The organism is Alkalibacter mobilis, assembly GCF_015594845.1.
Lineage (GTDB): Bacteria > Bacillota > Clostridia > Eubacteriales > Alkalibacteraceae > Alkalibacter > Alkalibacter mobilis.
In genome coordinates this window covers 84,436-102,258 of sequence record NZ_JADNRK010000003.1, presented here as the reverse complement: position 1 = coordinate 102,258, position 17,823 = coordinate 84,436, and the positions used below count along the sequence as shown (strand labels likewise).

General features: G+C 42.3%; 19 protein-coding genes, 2 tRNA genes and 1 other annotated feature. Of the genes, 20 read left to right on the top strand and 1 reads right to left on the bottom strand.

Features of this window, described 5'->3' with window-relative positions; translation table 11 throughout:
- The first annotated feature begins 28 nt into the window (after positions 1-28).
- Both ispE and IWB18_RS02605 read left to right on the top strand, forming a co-directional pair.
- On the top strand, positions 29-886 hold the full coding sequence (ispE, locus tag IWB18_RS02610; protein ID WP_195682039.1) for a 4-(cytidine 5'-diphospho)-2-C-methyl-D-erythritol kinase: 858 nt from the start codon (positions 29-31) through the stop codon (positions 884-886).
- Between the two features lie 24 nt (positions 887-910).
- Complete coding sequence (locus IWB18_RS02605) at positions 911-1,582, top strand: GntR family transcriptional regulator (protein WP_195682038.1); 672 nt, start codon at positions 911-913, stop codon at positions 1,580-1,582.
- Position 1,583: 1 nt separating this feature from the next.
- On the opposite strand, the gene lspA is transcribed toward IWB18_RS02605, so the two are convergent.
- Positions 1,584-2,042, bottom strand: coding sequence for a signal peptidase II (lspA, locus tag IWB18_RS02600; RefSeq protein WP_195682037.1), 459 nt, complete (start codon positions 2,040-2,042; stop codon positions 1,584-1,586).
- Positions 2,043-2,162: 120 nt separating this feature from the next.
- Here lspA and tyrS point away from each other — a divergent pair, with 120 nt between their 5' ends.
- The 18 genes from tyrS (at position 2,163) to rpoB (ending at position 17,802) form a co-directional block, all read left to right on the top strand.
- Entirely contained in the window at positions 2,163-3,386 is a 1,224-nt protein-coding gene (tyrS, locus tag IWB18_RS02595) for a tyrosine--tRNA ligase (RefSeq protein WP_195682036.1), read from the top strand.
- 63 nt (positions 3,387-3,449) lie between these two features.
- On the top strand, positions 3,450-4,700 hold the full coding sequence (hisS, locus tag IWB18_RS02590; protein WP_195682035.1) for a histidine--tRNA ligase: 1,251 nt from the start codon (positions 3,450-3,452) through the stop codon (positions 4,698-4,700).
- The gene (locus IWB18_RS02585; protein ID WP_195682034.1) at positions 4,693-5,832 is read left to right on the top strand and encodes a THUMP domain-containing class I SAM-dependent RNA methyltransferase; all 1,140 of its coding nucleotides are present in this window, start codon (positions 4,693-4,695) and stop codon (positions 5,830-5,832) included. Before hisS ends, IWB18_RS02585 begins: the two co-directional genes overlap by 8 nt.
- 62 nt (positions 5,833-5,894) lie before the next feature.
- A complete protein-coding gene (gene thyX, locus IWB18_RS02580) occupies positions 5,895-6,665 on the top strand; it encodes an FAD-dependent thymidylate synthase (RefSeq protein ID WP_195682033.1) in 771 nt (256 codons plus the stop codon).
- An 11-nt stretch (positions 6,666-6,676) separates the two neighbouring features.
- Positions 6,677-7,504 carry a 23S rRNA (guanosine(2251)-2'-O)-methyltransferase RlmB gene (gene rlmB, locus IWB18_RS02575; protein WP_195682032.1) on the top strand — a complete coding sequence of 276 codons (828 nt, stop codon included), beginning with the start codon at positions 6,677-6,679 and terminating at the stop codon, positions 7,502-7,504.
- Between the two features lies 1 nt (position 7,505).
- On the top strand, positions 7,506-8,033 hold the full coding sequence (locus IWB18_RS02570) for an NYN domain-containing protein (RefSeq protein ID WP_195682031.1): 528 nt from the start codon (positions 7,506-7,508) through the stop codon (positions 8,031-8,033).
- 20 nt (positions 8,034-8,053) lie between these two features.
- Positions 8,054-8,692, top strand: a complete 639-nt coding sequence (gene sigH / locus IWB18_RS02565; protein WP_195682030.1) for an RNA polymerase sporulation sigma factor SigH — start codon at positions 8,054-8,056, stop codon at positions 8,690-8,692.
- A gap of 67 nt (positions 8,693-8,759) precedes the next feature.
- Positions 8,760-8,844, top strand: a tRNA-Tyr gene (locus IWB18_RS02560).
- Positions 8,845-8,848: 4 nt separating this feature from the next.
- Positions 8,849-8,924 (top strand) — tRNA-Thr (locus IWB18_RS02555).
- Between the two features lie 59 nt (positions 8,925-8,983).
- Positions 8,984-10,177, top strand: coding sequence for an elongation factor Tu (gene tuf / locus IWB18_RS02550; protein ID WP_195682017.1), 1,194 nt, complete (start codon positions 8,984-8,986; stop codon positions 10,175-10,177).
- Positions 10,178-10,431: 254 nt separating this feature from the next.
- Complete coding sequence (gene rpmG / locus IWB18_RS02545) at positions 10,432-10,581, top strand: 50S ribosomal protein L33 (protein WP_195682029.1); 150 nt, start codon at positions 10,432-10,434, stop codon at positions 10,579-10,581.
- A gap of 34 nt (positions 10,582-10,615) precedes the next feature.
- Positions 10,616-10,870: a preprotein translocase subunit SecE gene (gene secE / locus IWB18_RS02540; protein ID WP_195682028.1), complete on the top strand. Its 255-nt coding sequence runs from the start codon at positions 10,616-10,618 to the stop codon at positions 10,868-10,870.
- Positions 10,871-10,885: 15 nt separating this feature from the next.
- The gene (gene nusG, locus IWB18_RS02535; RefSeq protein WP_195682027.1) at positions 10,886-11,410 is read left to right on the top strand and encodes a transcription termination/antitermination protein NusG; all 525 of its coding nucleotides are present in this window, start codon (positions 10,886-10,888) and stop codon (positions 11,408-11,410) included.
- A 62-nt stretch (positions 11,411-11,472) separates the two neighbouring features.
- A complete protein-coding gene (gene rplK / locus IWB18_RS02530) occupies positions 11,473-11,898 on the top strand; it encodes a 50S ribosomal protein L11 (protein ID WP_195682026.1) in 426 nt (141 codons plus the stop codon).
- Between the two features lie 52 nt (positions 11,899-11,950).
- Positions 11,951-12,640, top strand: a complete 690-nt coding sequence (rplA, locus tag IWB18_RS02525; protein WP_195682025.1) for a 50S ribosomal protein L1 — start codon at positions 11,951-11,953, stop codon at positions 12,638-12,640.
- A 41-nt stretch (positions 12,641-12,681) separates the two neighbouring features.
- Positions 12,682-12,813: a sequence feature (ribosomal protein L10 leader region), on the top strand.
- A gap of 31 nt (positions 12,814-12,844) precedes the next feature.
- Positions 12,845-13,372 carry a 50S ribosomal protein L10 gene (gene rplJ, locus IWB18_RS02520; RefSeq protein WP_332310652.1) on the top strand — a complete coding sequence of 176 codons (528 nt, stop codon included), beginning with the start codon at positions 12,845-12,847 and terminating at the stop codon, positions 13,370-13,372.
- Positions 13,373-13,430: 58 nt separating this feature from the next.
- Complete coding sequence (rplL, locus tag IWB18_RS02515; RefSeq protein ID WP_195682023.1) at positions 13,431-13,811, top strand: 50S ribosomal protein L7/L12; 381 nt, start codon at positions 13,431-13,433, stop codon at positions 13,809-13,811.
- A gap of 310 nt (positions 13,812-14,121) precedes the next feature.
- Positions 14,122-17,802, top strand: coding sequence for a DNA-directed RNA polymerase subunit beta (gene rpoB, locus IWB18_RS02510; RefSeq protein ID WP_195682022.1), 3,681 nt, complete (start codon positions 14,122-14,124; stop codon positions 17,800-17,802).
- The last annotated feature ends 21 nt before the right edge of the window (positions 17,803-17,823 follow it).

Genomic DNA, 17,823 nt, shown 5'->3' with positions numbered 1-17,823 from the left:
CAATATTACAAAAACAAATGAGGTAATCATGAAAAATATAAGTGTAAGAACACCGGCTAAAATAAACCTGACTCTCGACATAATAAGAAAAAGAGAAGATGGATATCATGATCTTTCCATGGTCATGCAGACCGTTGACTTGTGCGACAAGATCCATATAGATGAAGCAGGCGGTGAAATCACAGTGGAGTGCTCAGACCCAAGGATCCCTTGCGATGGATCAAATCTGGCTTACAAGGCGGCTGATATGGTAAGAGGACATTTTAAAATCCAGCAGGGGGTGCGAATTCGTATAGACAAACGGATACCTTTGGAAGCGGGCCTTGCGGGAGGATCTGCCAATGCCGCAGGAGTTTTAAAAGCCTTGGATGAATTATGGGATTTGAAAATGGACAGGGATCTCATGCTGGGGATGGGAAGAGCTATTGGTGCCGATGTTCCTTACTGCATTTTGGGTGGAACGAAATTGGCCGAAGGCATCGGGGACGTATTGACTGATCTGGGCAATTTGCCTGAATACTACGTACTTTTGGTAAAACCGGACTTTTCGATCTCGACAGGATGGGCGTATTCCAATATTATCGTTGATGAAATTAAGAATCATCCCAACAACGAAGCTATGTGCCTTGCGATCAGAACGGGAGATCTGGACGGAATCGAAAAAAATCTTGGCAATGTTTTTGAGGCCCCTGCATTCGAGGCATTTCCGGAGCTGTCAAAAATCAAATCGGAAATTCTGAATCGTGGAGCAAAAGCTTCCTTGATGAGTGGCAGCGGACCGACGGTATATGGGCTTTACAGAGATAAAGGCGATGCTGAAAGGGCTTTGAGACATTTCAGATCGATATATAAAGAAGTGCATTTGGCGAAGACCTGCCAAAAATAGAAAAGACAAGGAGTGATACCCCTGATGGATAATTTTTTAAAAATAGATATGGATACGTACAAACCTTTGAGAGAGATCGTTTTTACTACCATGAGAGAAGCCATAATCAACGGCGACTTCAAGCCGGGACAGAGACTGATGGAAGTTCAGTTGGCTGACCAAATGGGTGTGAGCAGAACGCCCGTCAGAGAAGCGATCCGGAAACTGGAACTTGAAGGTTTGGTGGTTATGGTCCCGAGAAAGGGAGCGTATGTTGCAGGGCTTTCCAGCGAAGACGTCAAGGAAGTTTTGGAGATAAGAGCGGTACTTGAAGGTTTGGCCGCTTCACTAGCCGCCAGGAATGCCACTGAAAAAGATGTTGAGGAACTAAAAGACATCGTAGAGAAGTTTAAAAGCGCCGCCAATGAACAGGACGTGGTAAAACTTATCAACTTCGATTCTGACTTTCATGACGTTATGTACCGAACATCTAAAAATAAAAAGCTTATTCAATTGATTAGTTCTTTGCGGGAACAGGTCCAACGGTTCAGAGTTGCCTACTTTACAAAAATTAAAAGCACCCAGCAACTGATAGAAGAACACAATCAGCTTGTGGATGCAATTGCAGGCAAAGACTCGGAAAGAGCAAGAGCCGTTGCAGAAACGCATATAGCGACAACTGAAAAGCTTATAACTTCGATTGAAGAAAAGAAATAAACTAAAATATCTTGTCTGAAGGATCCAGCATCAAAATTATGATCAGCAGGATGCTTCCTATGACGATAAATGAGTCTGCCACGTTGAAGACCGCAAAGTTTATCAGTCGGAAATCAAAAAAATCGACTACGAAGTTGAATCTCAATCTATCTATAAGATTGCCCACGGCTCCACCGATGATGAACGAAAGAGACAGAGCCTTGAGAGTGAATTTTTTTTCGGAACGGACGTGTTTGATCAAGAATATCAACAACAAAACTACAAAAATAGACGTTATGATTTTAAGAAAAAGCTGCATGTCGGTAAAAATGCTGAATGCAGCACCCGTGTTTTCCCTGTAGGTAAGGTGAAATACTCCTTCCCAAAGAGGAATGGTTGAAATGTCCGTAAGATGATTCAAAACCAGGTATTTGCTGAACTGGTCCAAAAGAATGATGGCAATTATGATAATAAAGCTCATTGGTGTTCCTCCCGGTAAAATTGATATACAATACAGTATAATATAAGTTGAAGCCGCTGTATAGGAAAGCGCAATGAAAATATAAGTTTATGCAAAATATTTGTTGCAGGAGGTAATTATATGTCTAATGTATTTGACGTGTTGAAAGAAAGAGGATTTATAGAGCAATGCACCCATGAAGATGAAATCAGGGAAATGCTGGGAAAGGAGTCTACAACATTTTATATAGGATTCGATCCCACTGCAGACAGCCTTCATATAGGGCATTTTCTTCAAATAATGGTAATGACTCATATGCAAAAACACGGGCACAGACCCATCGCCTTGATCGGTGGGGGAACGACTATGGTAGGGGATCCCACAGACAAGACTGATATGAGAAAAATGCTGACCAGGGAACAAATAAAGGCCAATGGTGAAAAATTCAAGTTGGTCTTCAAGAAATTTCTGGATTTTTCCGATGGTAAGGCCTTGATGCTTGACAATGCGGATTGGCTGCTGGAGCTTAATTACGTTGAACTTCTGAGAGAAATAGGGGTCCATTTTTCCGTAAACAGAATGCTGGCGGCTGATTGCTACAAAAGCAGAATGGAAAAAGGGCTGACGTTTTTGGAGTTCAATTACATGATAATGCAATCATATGATTTCTATGTTTTATATAAAGATTATAATTGCAAGCTTCAACTTGGAGGAAATGACCAGTGGTCCAATATCTTGGGCGGAACCGAGCTTATAAGAAGAAAATCCGGGGGACAGGCTTACGGGATGACCTTTTCCCTTCTGACTACATCTGACGGCAAAAAGATGGGAAAAACCGAAAAGGGCGCTTTATGGCTGGATCCGGAAAAAACGACGCCATATGACTTTTATCAATATTGGAGAAATATCGATGATGCAGACGTCAGAAAATGTCTATCCCTGTTGACCTTCCTTCCAATGGATGAAGTTGAGAGATTGTCGTCTCTTGAAGGAGCGGAAATCAACAAGGCGAAAGAAATTCTTGCTTACGAAGTCACAAAAATGATTCATGGGGAAGAAGACGCCGAAAAAGCGCAGCAAACTGCAAGGAGTCTTTTTGTTAAGCAAGGCGATTCTGACGATATGCCCACTACCGAATTTAAATCAGCGGAAATAGCACAAATGGATATTATAGAGATCCTTATTGGAACCGGATTGGTCCCTTCCAAAAGCGAGGGGCGAAGATTGGTCACCCAGGGTGGAGTACAGGTAGATGGAGAAAAAGTGGAAGGTCTTGACTATAAATTGCCGCCTGAAAAAATCAGTGGAGGCAGTGTGATCATAAAAAAAGGCAAGAAGACTCATCACAAAATAAAAATAGATTAAACAGGTGCCGCTTGCAGGTCGATCAAAGACCAAGCGGCACTACCCGCAGATAGGAGGATTATAATGGCAAAAAACTCAAACCCTGTGAGAGGGACCAGAGACATTCTGCCTGATGAAATGGAAATCAGAGACAGGTTGGAATCAAAAATTTTAGATACATACGTAAAGCATGGATTTCAAAGGATCGAAACGCCGGCATTGGAGTCGTTGGACCTTTTGTTGGACAGTGAAGGCGGAGAAAATTTAAAAATGCTGTTCACGATCCTCAAAAGAGGCGAGAAGCTTGATCTCCACAGCGAAGCCTCAGTTACGGATATTTGCGATATAGGTTTGAGATACGATCTTACTTTGCCACTAAGCAGATTTTACTCCAATAATCAGCAAAAACTTTCCATGCCATTTAAATCTATACAGATAGGCAACGTTTATAGGGCGGAAAGGCCGCAAAAGGGCAGATTCAGGTCATTTAAGCAATGCGACATCGATATAATAGGGGATGACAGCTGGCAGGCGGAAGTGGAGCTTATAGACACAACAGCTAAAGCCTTGAACCAGATCGGATTCGACGATTTTACGGTGAAGATCAATGACAGGAGAATACTTTCCGGGATGATTTTGGGAGCTGGTTATTCTGAAAACGACATTTCCCAAGTCAGCATTATACTGGATAAAAAAGATAAGATCGGCAAGGACGGCGTGCTGGCTGAGCTGTCACAATTGTCACAGGGGATTACGGCAGCCGAAAAACTTGTAAGTGCAACTGAAAGCTTGAATGTGGAAAAACTTCGCTCGGGGGAGATTGCAGGAGGCGCGGCAGAAGATCTGTTAAGTACGATCGAAACCGTTGAAAAACTGTCCGGAGGGAAATACGAGATCGTATTCGATCCCACTTTGGTCAGGGGCATGGGATATTATACCGGCATGATTTTTGAAATATCTTATGGACCTTACGGATACTCGGTGGCAGGTGGAGGCCGATACGACGGCCTGATAGGAAAATTTTCCAAGGATTCCTCGCCGGCTGTAGGATTTTCCATTGGGTTTGAAAGAATTGTTGGAATAATGATGGAAGAAGAAAAATTTGTCGGCAACAATGGGAAAAAGCTCGCATTGCTGTACGATTTGAATGATGAATTCGTAAATGTTATTGAGAAAGCCGACGAATTGAGAAATTCCGGCTATTGCGTTTCGGTCATCAAGGCCAAAAAGAAACTTGGAAAGCAAATTGGACAGCTGGAAACAGCCGGGTTTGAATACTTGTGGGTATACGGAAGAGACGAAAAGGAATTGAAAATCGGTGGAAATAATGAATGATAAATTTATTCTGGCGGCAACGTGTACGTTTGGTCTCGAAGGTGTCTTAAAAAAAGAGTTGCAAAATCTGGGTTACGACAAACCCAAAGCGGACAATGGCAAGGTGTACTTTGAGGGGACCGTCCGGGATGTGGCAATGGCCAATATATCTCTCAGGACAGCCGACAGAGTCTTGATCCAGGTGGGAAGCTTTGAATGTCTCACATTCGAAGAGCTATATGAAAGAACCAAATCCCTCCCTTGGGAAAAGTGGATAGGCGAAAAGGACATCTTTCCCGTGGCCAAGTCGATTTCCGTGAAATCAAAACTGTTCAGCAGGTCGGATTGCCAAAGAATAGTTAAAAAAGCCGTTGCGGACAGGCTGGGTAAAAAATATAAAACCCAATGGCTTGAGGAATCTGGAGCGACTGTGGCCATTCACTTGAATATTTTAAAAGATCAAGCTTCACTGTTTCTCGATACAAGCGGCAGCGGGCTTAATAAAAGAGGTTACAGGGCCAAGGGAAATGAAGCGCCTATCAAGGAAACCTTGGCGGCAGCCATGGTTTTATTGAGTGGTTGGAGACCTGAACTGGAGTTTTTGGATCCGTTTTGCGGATCGGGGACCATCCCGATAGAAGCGGCGATGTTGGCGCTGGACATCAAACCGGGAATGAAGAGAGATTTTGCTTCCCAGGATTGGAAGGGCGGATTTGCAGAAGCGTTTGATGAAATCAGATCCGAACTTCAGCACTCTGGTGGCATATCGAAGAAGTCGAAGCTGTTCATCGAGGGATGGGACTTGGACGGCGGATCCATTGAAACGGCAAAAGAGAATGCAAGGTTAGCCGGCGTAGGAGAATCGGTGGTTTTCAGAGTCAAAGACGCAAGAGATATCCGTGAATTGCATGGAAAGGGAATGATCGTTTCCAATCCTCCGTACGGTGAGCGTTTGATGGAGAAAAAAGAAGTGGAGGCTCTCTACAAAGATCTTGGGAGAGCATATAAAGATGCAAAGGATTATTCAGCCCACATAATAACCGCACACCTTGAATTTGAAAGGTATTTTGGACGCAGAGCCACAAAGAACAGAAAGCTTTACAATGGCAATGTTTTGACATATTTTTATCAGTTTTATAAGGCGGGCAAATAGATTAAAAAGAGCCATATTATGGTATAATTGTTTTAAAATAATTATTACAGGAGGAATGCTATATGGAAGCAAAATTGAAAGTAGAAATACTGGCCCACACACCCGAACCCGAAAAAATTATCTCGGCTGCTGCAAAACTTTGTTACTCTCCAGGTGGGATAGAGGAGTTGTTGGGGGGCCTTGACGAAACCAGCGTCAATAAGTTTCTCTCGAAATTGATGGATATGGGTCACGAATCCCCCATAGAGCATGTATCCTTTACGTTTGGAATAGAAGGAGTATCCAGAAGCCTAACTCATCAGCTTGTGAGACACAGGGTGGCCAGCTATTCTCAGAAATCTCAAAGGTATGTAACGGAAAATCAATTTGAATATATTGTTCCGCCCCAGATCGCCGCAGACGAAAGGGCCAGAGAAATTTATATAAAGGCCATGGAAAGTGACCAGAAGTATTACGATGAGCTGGTGGGCATTTTGAAAAAACAAAGGTTCGATGAGTATGTCGCCCAGGGGGACAGTGAAAAGGCAGCAAAAGGAAAGGCTGAAAAAACAGCAATAGAAGATGCGAGATACGTATTGCCCAACGGATGTGAAACAAAGATCATTGCCACCATGAACGCCAGGGAACTTCTCCACTTTTTCAATCACAGATGTTGTGAGAGGGCCCAGTGGGAAATCCGGGAGCTGGCAACTGAAATGTTGAGATTGGTCAAAGGCAAGGCGCCGTTGATATTTAAACATGCAGGGCCAAATTGTTTGAACGGCCCGTGTCCGGAAGGCCCTATGACGTGTGGCAAGATAGTAGAAATCAGAGAAAAATTCAGCAACATTTAAGGAAGAGGATTATGAGACGAAACAAAAATGATAATAGCGGCAACAGAGACAACAAGGCTGAAAATGTCAAGACGGAAAAAAAGTTTGAAAGACCCGAAAGGGATGTAAGGCAGATAGAAGGTAAAAATCCTATCCTGGAAGCGCTGAGATCGGGTGTGACCATCGAAAAGATTATGGTTGCCAAAGGCAGAAGAGAAACGGGAAATGCCGAAATATTTGAGTTGGCCAAAGAGAAAAAAATCAAAATTCAGATGGTTGATAGAAAAAAACTTGATTACTCCAGCAAAACAGGAAATCATCAGGGGATCATAGCAATAGCAACAAACTTTTCCTATTACGAACCGGAAGACATGATCGCAAAAGCCCAAAAATTGGGTGAAGATCCTTTCATAGTCGTTTTGGATCAGATCACCGATCCGCATAATTTCGGCGCGATAATACGTACTGCGGATGCCTGCGGTGTCCATGGGATCATAATCACCAAAAACAGATCGGTAGACCTTACGCCCATAGCAGTCAAGGCTTCTGCCGGAGCTGCTGAGAACATGATGATAGGAAAGGTGACCAACCTGACTCAAACTCTTAAGGATTTGAAAAAACAAGGCCTGTGGGTGGGTGGCGCAGAACCCGGGGGTGAAGCCTACTACAAGACTAATTTCAAAGGGCCGTTGGCTGTGGTCATAGGCAGTGAAGGCAAGGGGATCAGCAGATTGGTGAAGGAAGAATGTGATTTCAGCGTATCCATACCCATGTACGGAAGCATAGAATCTTTGAATGCCTCTGTGGCAGCCGGAATAATTTTTAGCGAAGCGGCCAGACAGAGAAGGGACGGAAATTAATGTGGGGCTCAGAGAACATTATCTCGTGGTAGACGGCTACAATCTGATAAACCATTGGGAAAAATTACGGAATTTGATGGAACACAGCCTCGAAGATGCAAGGAAATCTTTGATCGATTTGATGCAAAGTTATGCAAAGTTAAAAAATTTAAAGGTTGTTTTAGTATTTGACGCGTACAATAATACTGAAACGGCAAAAGAAGAGGAAACTGGCGGGATAATGGTGGTTTATTCCGCCAAGAACCAGACGGCGGACAGTTATATCGAAAAACTGATACATCAGATAAATCCAGTCCACGAAATCACGGTCGCCACTTCAGACTTCATGCTTCAAAAGATGATACTGAGCGCAGGAGGAATCAGGATCAGCGCTCGAGAACTTGAAAAAGAAGTCGAGTTTGCCTTTGAATCCAATATGAAAAAGATAGAGAAGCAGAATATTGCGGAAAAGAACAGACTTTTGCATAATTTGGACAACGATACGATCAAAAAACTTTCTGATTTTACGCAGAACGAAAATCAGGAGTAATCTTAAGGGGTGGTTTTAAGGTGTATTACAGAGGCGGCAAATCGACAGGGGTTGGAGAAACGACAGATGAAGTCCTTTTTAAAAGAGCGTCCGATGGGGATTTGGAAGCTCAAAACTTTTTAGTGAAAAAGTACAGAGGTCTGGTTTTTCAAAAGGCCAGATCTTACTACATATCTGGGGGAGACAAGGATGATCTCTACCAGGAAGGATTGATAGGCCTGTTAAAAGCTGTAAGAAGTTACAGTCCTGAAAAAAATGTGGGATTTCGATATTTTGCTGAAATGTGCATTGAAAGGCAGATATTGACGGCAATTCGTTCAGCCAATAGAAACAAGCACTTGCCTTTAAACGGATACGTTTCATTCAGCAATCCAGTGTACAGGGAAGGCGGAGACGTCACTGTGGGCGATATGATATCGGATCACAAGATCCGTGAACCGGAAGAAACGGCAATAGGTCACGATGCGCTGATTCGCATGAGCGAGACATTGAAAGCGGCTCTGAGCACATTTGAGCTGAGAGTGCTCAAATGCCATATTGAAGGTGACGGGCAAAAAGAGATAGCGAGAAAACTTGGCAAAGACAAAAAATCCATAGATAATGCACTTCAAAGGGTGAAAAAGAAAGTCAATACTGATTTCAAGTCAAAATATTATTAAAATAGTTTTTAAACAATTGACAGTCAAAGGCAATTTTAGTATTATGTAATAGCGATTTTATATATCAGGTGGGGTTCCCGAGTGGCCAAAGGGGGCAGACTGTAAATCTGTTGGCACAGCCTTCGATGGTTCGAATCCATCTCCCACCACCAACCAGCCCATATAGCTCAGTAGGTAGAGCACCACCATGGTAAGGTGGGGGTCATCGGTTCAAATCCGGTTATGGGCTCCATTAAGTAAAAGACACAGAAGTGTTAAGATATTAATTAGGGATCGAAGGAGGAAATTAAAATGGGAAAAGCAAAATTTGAAAGAAACAAAACCCACGTTAACATTGGAACCATAGGACACGTAGACCACGGTAAGACAACATTGACAGCTGCTATAACAACAGTATTGAACAAAAAATTCGGTACAGGAGCAGCGGTGGCATTCGACAATATCGACAAGGCGCCTGAAGAGAGAGAAAGAGGAATCACTATCTCAACAGCACACGTAGAGTACGAAACAGACGAAAGACACTACGCACACGTAGACTGTCCTGGACACGCCGACTACGTAAAGAACATGATCACCGGAGCGGCACAGATGGATGGAGCGATCCTGGTAGTAAGTGCTGCAGACGGTCCTATGCCACAGACAAGAGAGCACATCCTGCTTTCAAGACAGGTAGGAGTACCATACATAGTAGTATTCCTTAACAAGGCAGACATGGTAGACGACGAAGAGTTGATCGAACTGGTTGAAATGGAAGTAAGAGAATTGCTTAACGAGTACGAGTTCCCTGGAGATGACACACCGATCGTTGTAGGAAGTGCTCTTAGAGCGTTGGAAGATCCTGAAGGCGAGTGGGCAGACAAGATAGTAGAGCTTATGAAAGCAGTAGATGCATACATACCTGACCCTGTAAGAGAAACAGACAAGCCGTTCCTAATGCCTGTAGAGGATGTATTCTCAATCACAGGAAGAGGAACAGTAGCAACAGGAAGAGTAGAAAGAGGAATGGTCAAAGTAGGCGAAGAAGTAGAGATCATCGGTCTTTCAGATGCAAGAAGAAAAGTAGTAGTAACAGGAGTAGAGATGTTTAGAAAGCTTCTTGACCAAGCGGTTGCAGGAGACAACATCGGAGTACTGCTAAGAGGCGTTGACAGAACAGAGATCGAAAGAGGCCAGGTACTAGCTAAGCCAGGATCTATTAATCCACATACTAAATTCAAATCAGAAGTATACGTATTGACAAAAGAAGAGGGTGGAAGACATACGCCATTCTTTAACGGATACAGACCACAGTTCTACTTCAGAACAACAGACGTAACAGGAATAATCGAGTTGGGTGAAGGCGTGGAAATGGTAATGCCTGGAGACAACATCCAAATGGAGATCAACCTGATCACACCTATCGCTATCGAAGAAGGTTTGAGATTTGCGATCAGAGAAGGTGGAAGAACGGTAGGAGCCGGAGTAGTAGCGGAGATCATCGAGTAATCACACTGAAATCACATTAAGGGGACGCGCTTGAGCGTCCTCTTGTTATTTTGAAAAATCTATATTCAGATCCTGAAACTTGTGTTATAATAGTAAAGCTAAGAATTGTTGGGGCCTAGGCCTTTTTTTATTGGAAAATATGTTGACAGTGGAAATCAATTGTGATATTTTTTATGAGTACAATTAGAATTGGGTTAGTGCGCCTTTGATAAAGGCAAATAGAAAGAGTTTGATTAAACGTAGGAGGTGTCGTAATGAGAGTGAAAGTAACTTTGGCATGCACTGAATGCAAGCAAAGAAATTATCATACGATGAAAAACAAGAAAAATGACCCTGAAAGACTTGAAATGAGCAAGTACTGTAAATTTTGCAAAACACACACAACACACAAAGAAACAAAATAAGCCAGCTTATTTTATAGTGTAAGGAAGTGAAAGAATGGCAAAAATTGAAAAACCGGCTAAAACAGATAAACCGGTCAAGAAGGAAAAAGTCAAAAAACCTGGATTCTTGAAAAGATCCAAGATGTTTTTAAAGGGTGTCTGGGCTGAACTTAAAAAAGTAACGTGGCCTACCAAAAATGAATTGATGCAGCACACTTCGGTAGTATTGGGTATCGTATTTATTTTGACCCTTGTAGTCTATGTTATGGACGTAGGTTTGGGCGGGTTGTTGGCACTGATCATAAAATAAAGAGGGTTAGTACATATGAGTCAAAACGAAGAAGCTAAATGGTATGTTGCACACACTTATTCCGGTTACGAGAATAAGGTTAAAGTCAATATCGAGGCTGCAGTTGAAAATAGAAACATGCAGGACCAAATCTTTGAAGTCCACGTGCCCATGCAGGAAGTGGAAGAAATCAAAGACGGGAAAAGAAAAGTAAGCCAAAAAAAGGTTTTTCCCGGGTATATACTGGTAAAGATGATCATGACTGATGAATCGTGGTACATAGTAAGAAATACCAGAGGAGTCACAGGGTTTGTCGGACCTGCATCAAAACCGGTCCCCTTGTCTAAAAGTGAACTCAAAAGCATGGGAATCAAAGAGAAATTGCCTAGGATCGATATAAATATTGGCGACACCGTAAAAGTTCAGGAAGGTCCTTTGGAAGGATTTACCGGAATCGTTGAAGAAGTAAATCACGAGAAGCAAAAGGTAAAAGTAAACATTTCGATGTTTGGAAGGGAAACCCCTGCCGAATTGGAGTTTACACAAGTAGCCAAATTTTAATTCCGCATGTGCGGATTTAAAAGATATACAAATCATATTCAGATACACAGGGAGGTGTAAAAATGGCTAAAAAAGTAATAGGAATGATAAAATTGCAAATACCTGCGGGAAAAGCAACTCCGGCTCCGCCAGTAGGTCCTGCTTTGGGACAGCACGGTGTGAATATAATGGGTTTTTGTAAAGAATTCAACGCTAAGACAGCAAATGAAGCTGGAATGATCATACCGGTAGTAATTACAGTATATCAGGATAGAACTTTCAGTTTCATAACAAAAACTCCACCAGCAGCGATTTTGATAAAAAAGGCTGTAGGAATAGAGAGTGGATCAAGTGTTCCCAACAAGCAAAAGGTTGCCAAGATCAGCCAGGAAAAACTAAGAGAAATTGCGGAATTGAAGATGCCGGATCTAAACGCAGCTTCAGTCGAAGCGGCAATGAGCATGATCGCAGGTACTGCTAGAAGCATGGGAGTAACCGTAGAAGAGTAAAATCAGGTAACGCAGTGGGAGGAAAATCCGCTAATACCACAAGGAGGAAATTATGAAAAGAGGAAAAAATTACCAAGAGAAGTTCAAATTGGTGGACAGATCAAAATTGTACGATTTGTCAGATGCAGTAGAAACTGTCAAAAGTACTGCTACAGCCAAATTTGATGAAACCATCGAAGCTCACATCAGACTTGGAGTCGACTCAAGACATGCCGACCAACAAGTTCGTGGTGCAATTGTATTACCCCACGGAACAGGAAAAACCGTTAAGGTTTTAGTTTTCGCAAAAGGGGACAAAGCGACTGAAGCGACTAATGCAGGTGCTGACTATGTTGGCGCAGAAGACATGGTTGACAAGATCACAAAAGAAAACTGGTTCGATTTTGACGTAGTTGTAGCAACTCCTGACATGATGGGTGTTGTTGGTAGACTGGGAAGGGTCTTGGGACCAAAAGGTCTTATGCCTAATCCAAAATCAGGAACAGTTACATTTGAAGTTGAAAAGGCAGTTGCCGATATCAAAGCAGGTAAAGTGGAATACAGACTTGATAAGACAAACATAATTCACGTACCCGTAGGTAAAGCTTCATTTGACAAGGACAAACTTCAAGAGAACCTGAATGTTTTGCTGGAAGCGATCAAAAAAGCAAAGCCGGCATCATCAAAAGGAACTTACTTTAGAAGTGTCACCATCACCAGCACTATGGGACCGGGTATCAAGATCAATCCGGCAAAGATATAATAATCTTGACAAGCTTATTGCGTGATGTTATAATTCATGTGATTTAAAATAAAGAACAACCGTAGACAATAGGTGCGCAAGCTTAATATCCTATCGAGGTTATACATTTGAATTTGGATTCCAAACTCTCTTTGTATGCCCGATAGGCCAAAGAGAGTTTTTTATTTTACCAGAACCCGTCATGGGACAAGGAGGTGGACTAGAGTGTCGAACAAAGATTTGAAAGCTGAAGTGGTAAAAGAGATAGCTGAAAAAATGCAAAATGCTCAAAGTATGATTTTGGTTGATTACAGAGGACTTAACGTTGAGGAACTTAACGAATTTAGAAGCCTTGCAAGAAAGGAATCTGTTGATTACAAAGTTTACAAAAACACGATGATGCGTTTTGCTGCAAAAGAGACAGGCAACGAAGGACTTATGGATTACCTTACAGGACCTACTGCAGTAGCATTCAGCAATGACGATCCTGTTGCAGCTGCTAAAGTTGTTACAGAATTTGCTAAAAAGCACAAAGCTATGGAACTTAAGGGAGGTTTGGTAGGTGGAAAAGTAATTTCCATCGATGAAATCAAAGACCTGGCCGATCTTCCACCAAAAGAAGTATTGGTTGCACAAGTTCTTGGCGGCCTAAACGCTCCAATCGCAGGATTCGTCGGAGTATTGCAGGCGAATATCAGCGGCTTGGCAAGAGCGCTTGAGCAAGTAAGAGTACAAAAGGAAGCAACAGCCTAATAATGTTGAAAATAAAACACAAATAAAATAATAGAAGATTAAATGGAGGTTTATTAAAATGGCAAGCGAAAAAGTAACTCAAATGATCGAAGAAGTAAAAAATATGACTGTATTGGAACTATCTGAATTGGTAAAGGCTCTTGAAGAAGAGTTTGGCGTAAGCGCCGCTGCTCCTGTAGCAATGGCTGCTGCTCCTGTAGCTGCTGCAGCTGAAGAAGCAGAAGAAAAAACTGAGTTTGATGTTGTATTGGCATCAGCTGGAGACCAAAAAATCAAAGTTATCAAAGTTGTAAGAGAACTTACAGGTTTAGGACTTAAAGAAGCTAAAGAATTGGTTGACAATGCTCCAAAGACAATCAAAGAAGGCGCTAGCAAAGAAGAAGCAGAAGAAATCAAAAATAAAGTTGCTGAAGTTGGCGGAACTGTAGAAGTTAAGTAATACATTTTGCTATGAAGCGGGTTTGACCCGCTTTTTTTTATGGAGCGATTTATTCGCCCCATAAAAAAAGGCAGGTTAAATAAATGTAAAAAAACTTATTTAATTTGATTTTATATGTTGACAATAAAAAAAAACTGTGATAGCATTGTAAATTGCATCAAAAGAATTTTTTTTTACTGAAACAATGTAAAAAGTTGTTTTGACATAAGAATAGACTAATATTTATACCAACCAAAAGCGAGTAAACTAAATAAATAATGATTACTTAGGCTTTTGGCTTTTTACTTTTTAAGCGAGGGGTGAATAGAGGATGGTGCATCCTGTACAATTAGGAAAGAATACTAGAATGAGCTTTTCTAAAATCAACGAGGTGTTGGATATTCCCAACCTTATTGCAATTCAAAAGAAATCTTATGACTGGTTTCTTGAGAAAGGCTTGAAGGAAGTATTCAACGATATTTCTCCGATAGTGGATTATACGGGGAATCTGATTCTCGAGTTTATCGACTATAATTTAGACGGTGAACCCAAGTACGATGAGGCGGAATGCAAGGAAAGAGACGCAACCTACGCCACATCTCTTAAGGTGAAGGTCAGACTGATCAACAAGGAAACGGCAGAAGTCAAGGAGCAGAGCGTCTTCATGGCAGATTTTCCGTTGATGACGGAAAACGGAACTTTCATTATAAACGGTGCAGAAAGAGTTATTGTCAGCCAATTGGTAAGATCTCCGGGAACTTATTTTTCTGAAGATATTGACAAAACGGGAAAACAGCTGTATTCATCACAAGTCATACCCAACAGGGGTGCCTGGTTGGAGTACGAAACAGATTCAAATGATATTTTGCACGTAAGGGTCGACAGAACCAGAAAGTTGCCCATAACCGTGATTTTAAAGGCTTTCGGTCTTGGTTCAAGAGCGCAGATACTGGATTATTTTGGTGAAGATCCAAGGTTGTTGGCAACGTTGGAAAAAGATGCAACTGAAAACAGGGAAGAAGGTCTTTTGGAAGTGTACAAAAGACTTAGACCAGGCGAGCCGCCGACTGTGGATAGTGCGGAATCTTTATTAAACAGCATGTTCTTTGACCCAAGAAGATACGATTTGGCCAAAGTAGGAAGGTATAAATTCAATAAAAAGCTTGCTCTTGCAGGACGTATTTCCGGTAAAAAAATCAAAGATAATATTTTCCATCCTCTGACAGGTGAACTGATATGCGAGGAAGGTTCTATTGTCGATGAAAAAACTGCATGGGAAATCCAAAATGCAGGAATAGACAAGGTGACTATACTCGTAGAAGACAGGGAATTCAAAGTTATAGGAAATGGATTTGTCGATATTTCCAAGCAGGATCTGCCATTTGAATACGACCCTGAAGTCGTGGACGAGATGGTCAATTACTACGTTCTTCAAGAAATATTGAACTCTGACCTTTCACCGCAGGAGATGAAGGAAGAGTTTGAAAAACGAATGGACGAGTTGATACCGAAACACGTTCTTATCCAAGATATTTTCGCTTCTGTAAGCTATAACCTGGGACTGAATTACAGTTTGGGAACTGTTGACGATATTGATCATTTAGGAAACAGAAGACTGAGATCAGTAGGTGAATTGCTCCAAAATCAATTCAGGATAGGTCTTTCCAGAATGGAAAGAGTTGTCAAAGAGCGCATGACCATTCAAGGGAATGAAGCAATAACGCCGCAAGGGCTTATAAACATCAGACCGGTCAATGCCTCAGTCAAGGAATTTTTTGGAAGTTCACAATTGTCACAATTTATGGACCAGACCAATCCTTTGGCGGAGTTGACTCATAAAAGAAGACTTTCCGCTTTGGGACCAGGCGGACTTTCGAGAGAAAGAGCCGGCTTTGAAGTTAGGGACGTTCATCACTCCCATTACGGACGGATGTGTCCGATAGAAACACCTGAAGGACCGAATATCGGCTTGATCGGTTCTTTGAGTACCTATGCCCGCGTCAACGAATACGGGTTTATTGAAGCACCTTACCTAAAAGTCGAAAATGGTGTAGTCAGTGATGAGATAGTATACCTTGCAGCTGATGAAGAAGGCAAGTACACCATAGCACAGGCCAACGAACCACTTGACGAAAATTTCAGATTTTCCAGAGACAAGGTAACAGGTAGAGCCGGTCTTAAAAGAGACTTTGTGACTGTTGCGCCGGAGAAAGTTGATTATATGGACATTTCTCCTAAACAGATAGTTTCGGTAGCTACATCAATGATACCTTTCCTTGAAAATGATGACGCCAACAGGGCATTGATGGGTTCTAACATGCAACGTCAGGCAGTGCCGCTGTTAAAACCGGAATCGCCGGTCATCGGAACTGGGATCGAGCACGTGGCAGCAAAAGACTCAGGTGTGTGTCTTTTGTCTAAAACGCCGGGTGTAGTGGAAAAAGTGACAGCGACGGAAGTTCATATAAGAAGAGACGACAAGAAACTCGACAAATACACATTACTCAAGTTTAAGAGATCCAACCAGGGAACCTGTTTCAACCAAAGGCCCATCGTCGTTAAAGGTGAGAGGGTTGAAAAGGGCCAGATTTTGGCAGACGGACCTTCTACTGACAACGGAGAAATCGCTCTTGGCAGAAATATCCTGATTGCATTCATGACTTGGGAAGGTTACAACTATGAGGATGCCATCCTTATCAGTGAAAAACTGGTCAAAGAAGACGTGTTTACTTCCATACATATAGAAGAGTATGAATCTGAAGCAAGGGAAACCAAGCTTGGACCTGAAGAGATAACAAGGGATATTCCAAATGTTGGAGAGGATGCCCTTAAAAATCTGGACGAAAGAGGCATCATAAGGATAGGTGCCGAAGTAAATTCAGAAGACATATTGGTTGGAAAGGTCACTCCTAAAGGAGAGACTGAATTGACCGCTGAAGAAAAGCTTCTAAGAGCTATTTTCGGCGAGAAGGCAAGAGAGGTCAGAGATACTTCTTTAAGAGTTCCCCATGGAGAAAGCGGTATCGTTGTAGACGTCAAAGTGTTCTCAAGGGAAAACAAGGATGAAGATCTTAAACCCGGTGTCAACCAACTGGTTAGAGTTTATGTGGCCAGCAAAAGAAAGATATCCGTTGGAGACAAAATGGCGGGACGACACGGAAACAAGGGTGTAATATCCAGGATCCTCCCTGAAGAAGACATGCCATTTATGCCGGACGGAACACCGGTTGAAATTGTTCTAAATCCGTTGGGTGTACCTTCGAGGATGAACATCGGTCAGGTATTGGAGGTCCACTTGGGTCTTGCTGCAAAAGCACTTGGGTGGAAAATCGCAACACCGGTCTTTGATGGAGCAAACGAAAACGACATAATGGATATTCTTGAACAGGCGGATTATAATAGAAACGGTAAAATAACCCTGCATGACGGTCGTACGGGAGAGCCTTTTGACAATGATGTAACTGTAGGATATATGTATATCCTGAAGCTGCATCACCTGGTCGACGACAAGATGCACGCCAGATCTACGGGACCATACTCACTGGTTACTCAGCAGCCACTTGGCGGCAAGGCCCAGTTTGGAGGACAGAGATTTGGAGAGATGGAGGTATGGGCCCTTGAAGCATACGGAGCAGCACATACTTTGCAGGAAATATTGACAGTTAAGTCGGACGATGTCGTCGGAAGAGTAAAGGCCTACGAATCGATAGTAAAGGGTGAAAACATTCCTACGCCGGGAGTGCCGGAATCTTTCAAGGTTCTTATAAAGGAGTTGCAGAGTTTGTCTCTTAACGTAGCAGTTCTAAGTGAGAATGAAGATGAACTTGAGATCGAAGAAGATACAGGAGACGAGGACGGATTGGAGAGCTTCGGAGTGGATCTGGTCAGCAGAGACATGGACGAAGAAGATCCAGAAGGATTCTATGAAGAGGATCTGGAAAGCGATTTGGACGATGATTTCGATATTGACGGCATGCTGGACGACGTGGAAGAAGATTTTGAAGATCAATAGAAATAGAAGTTTTATTTATTA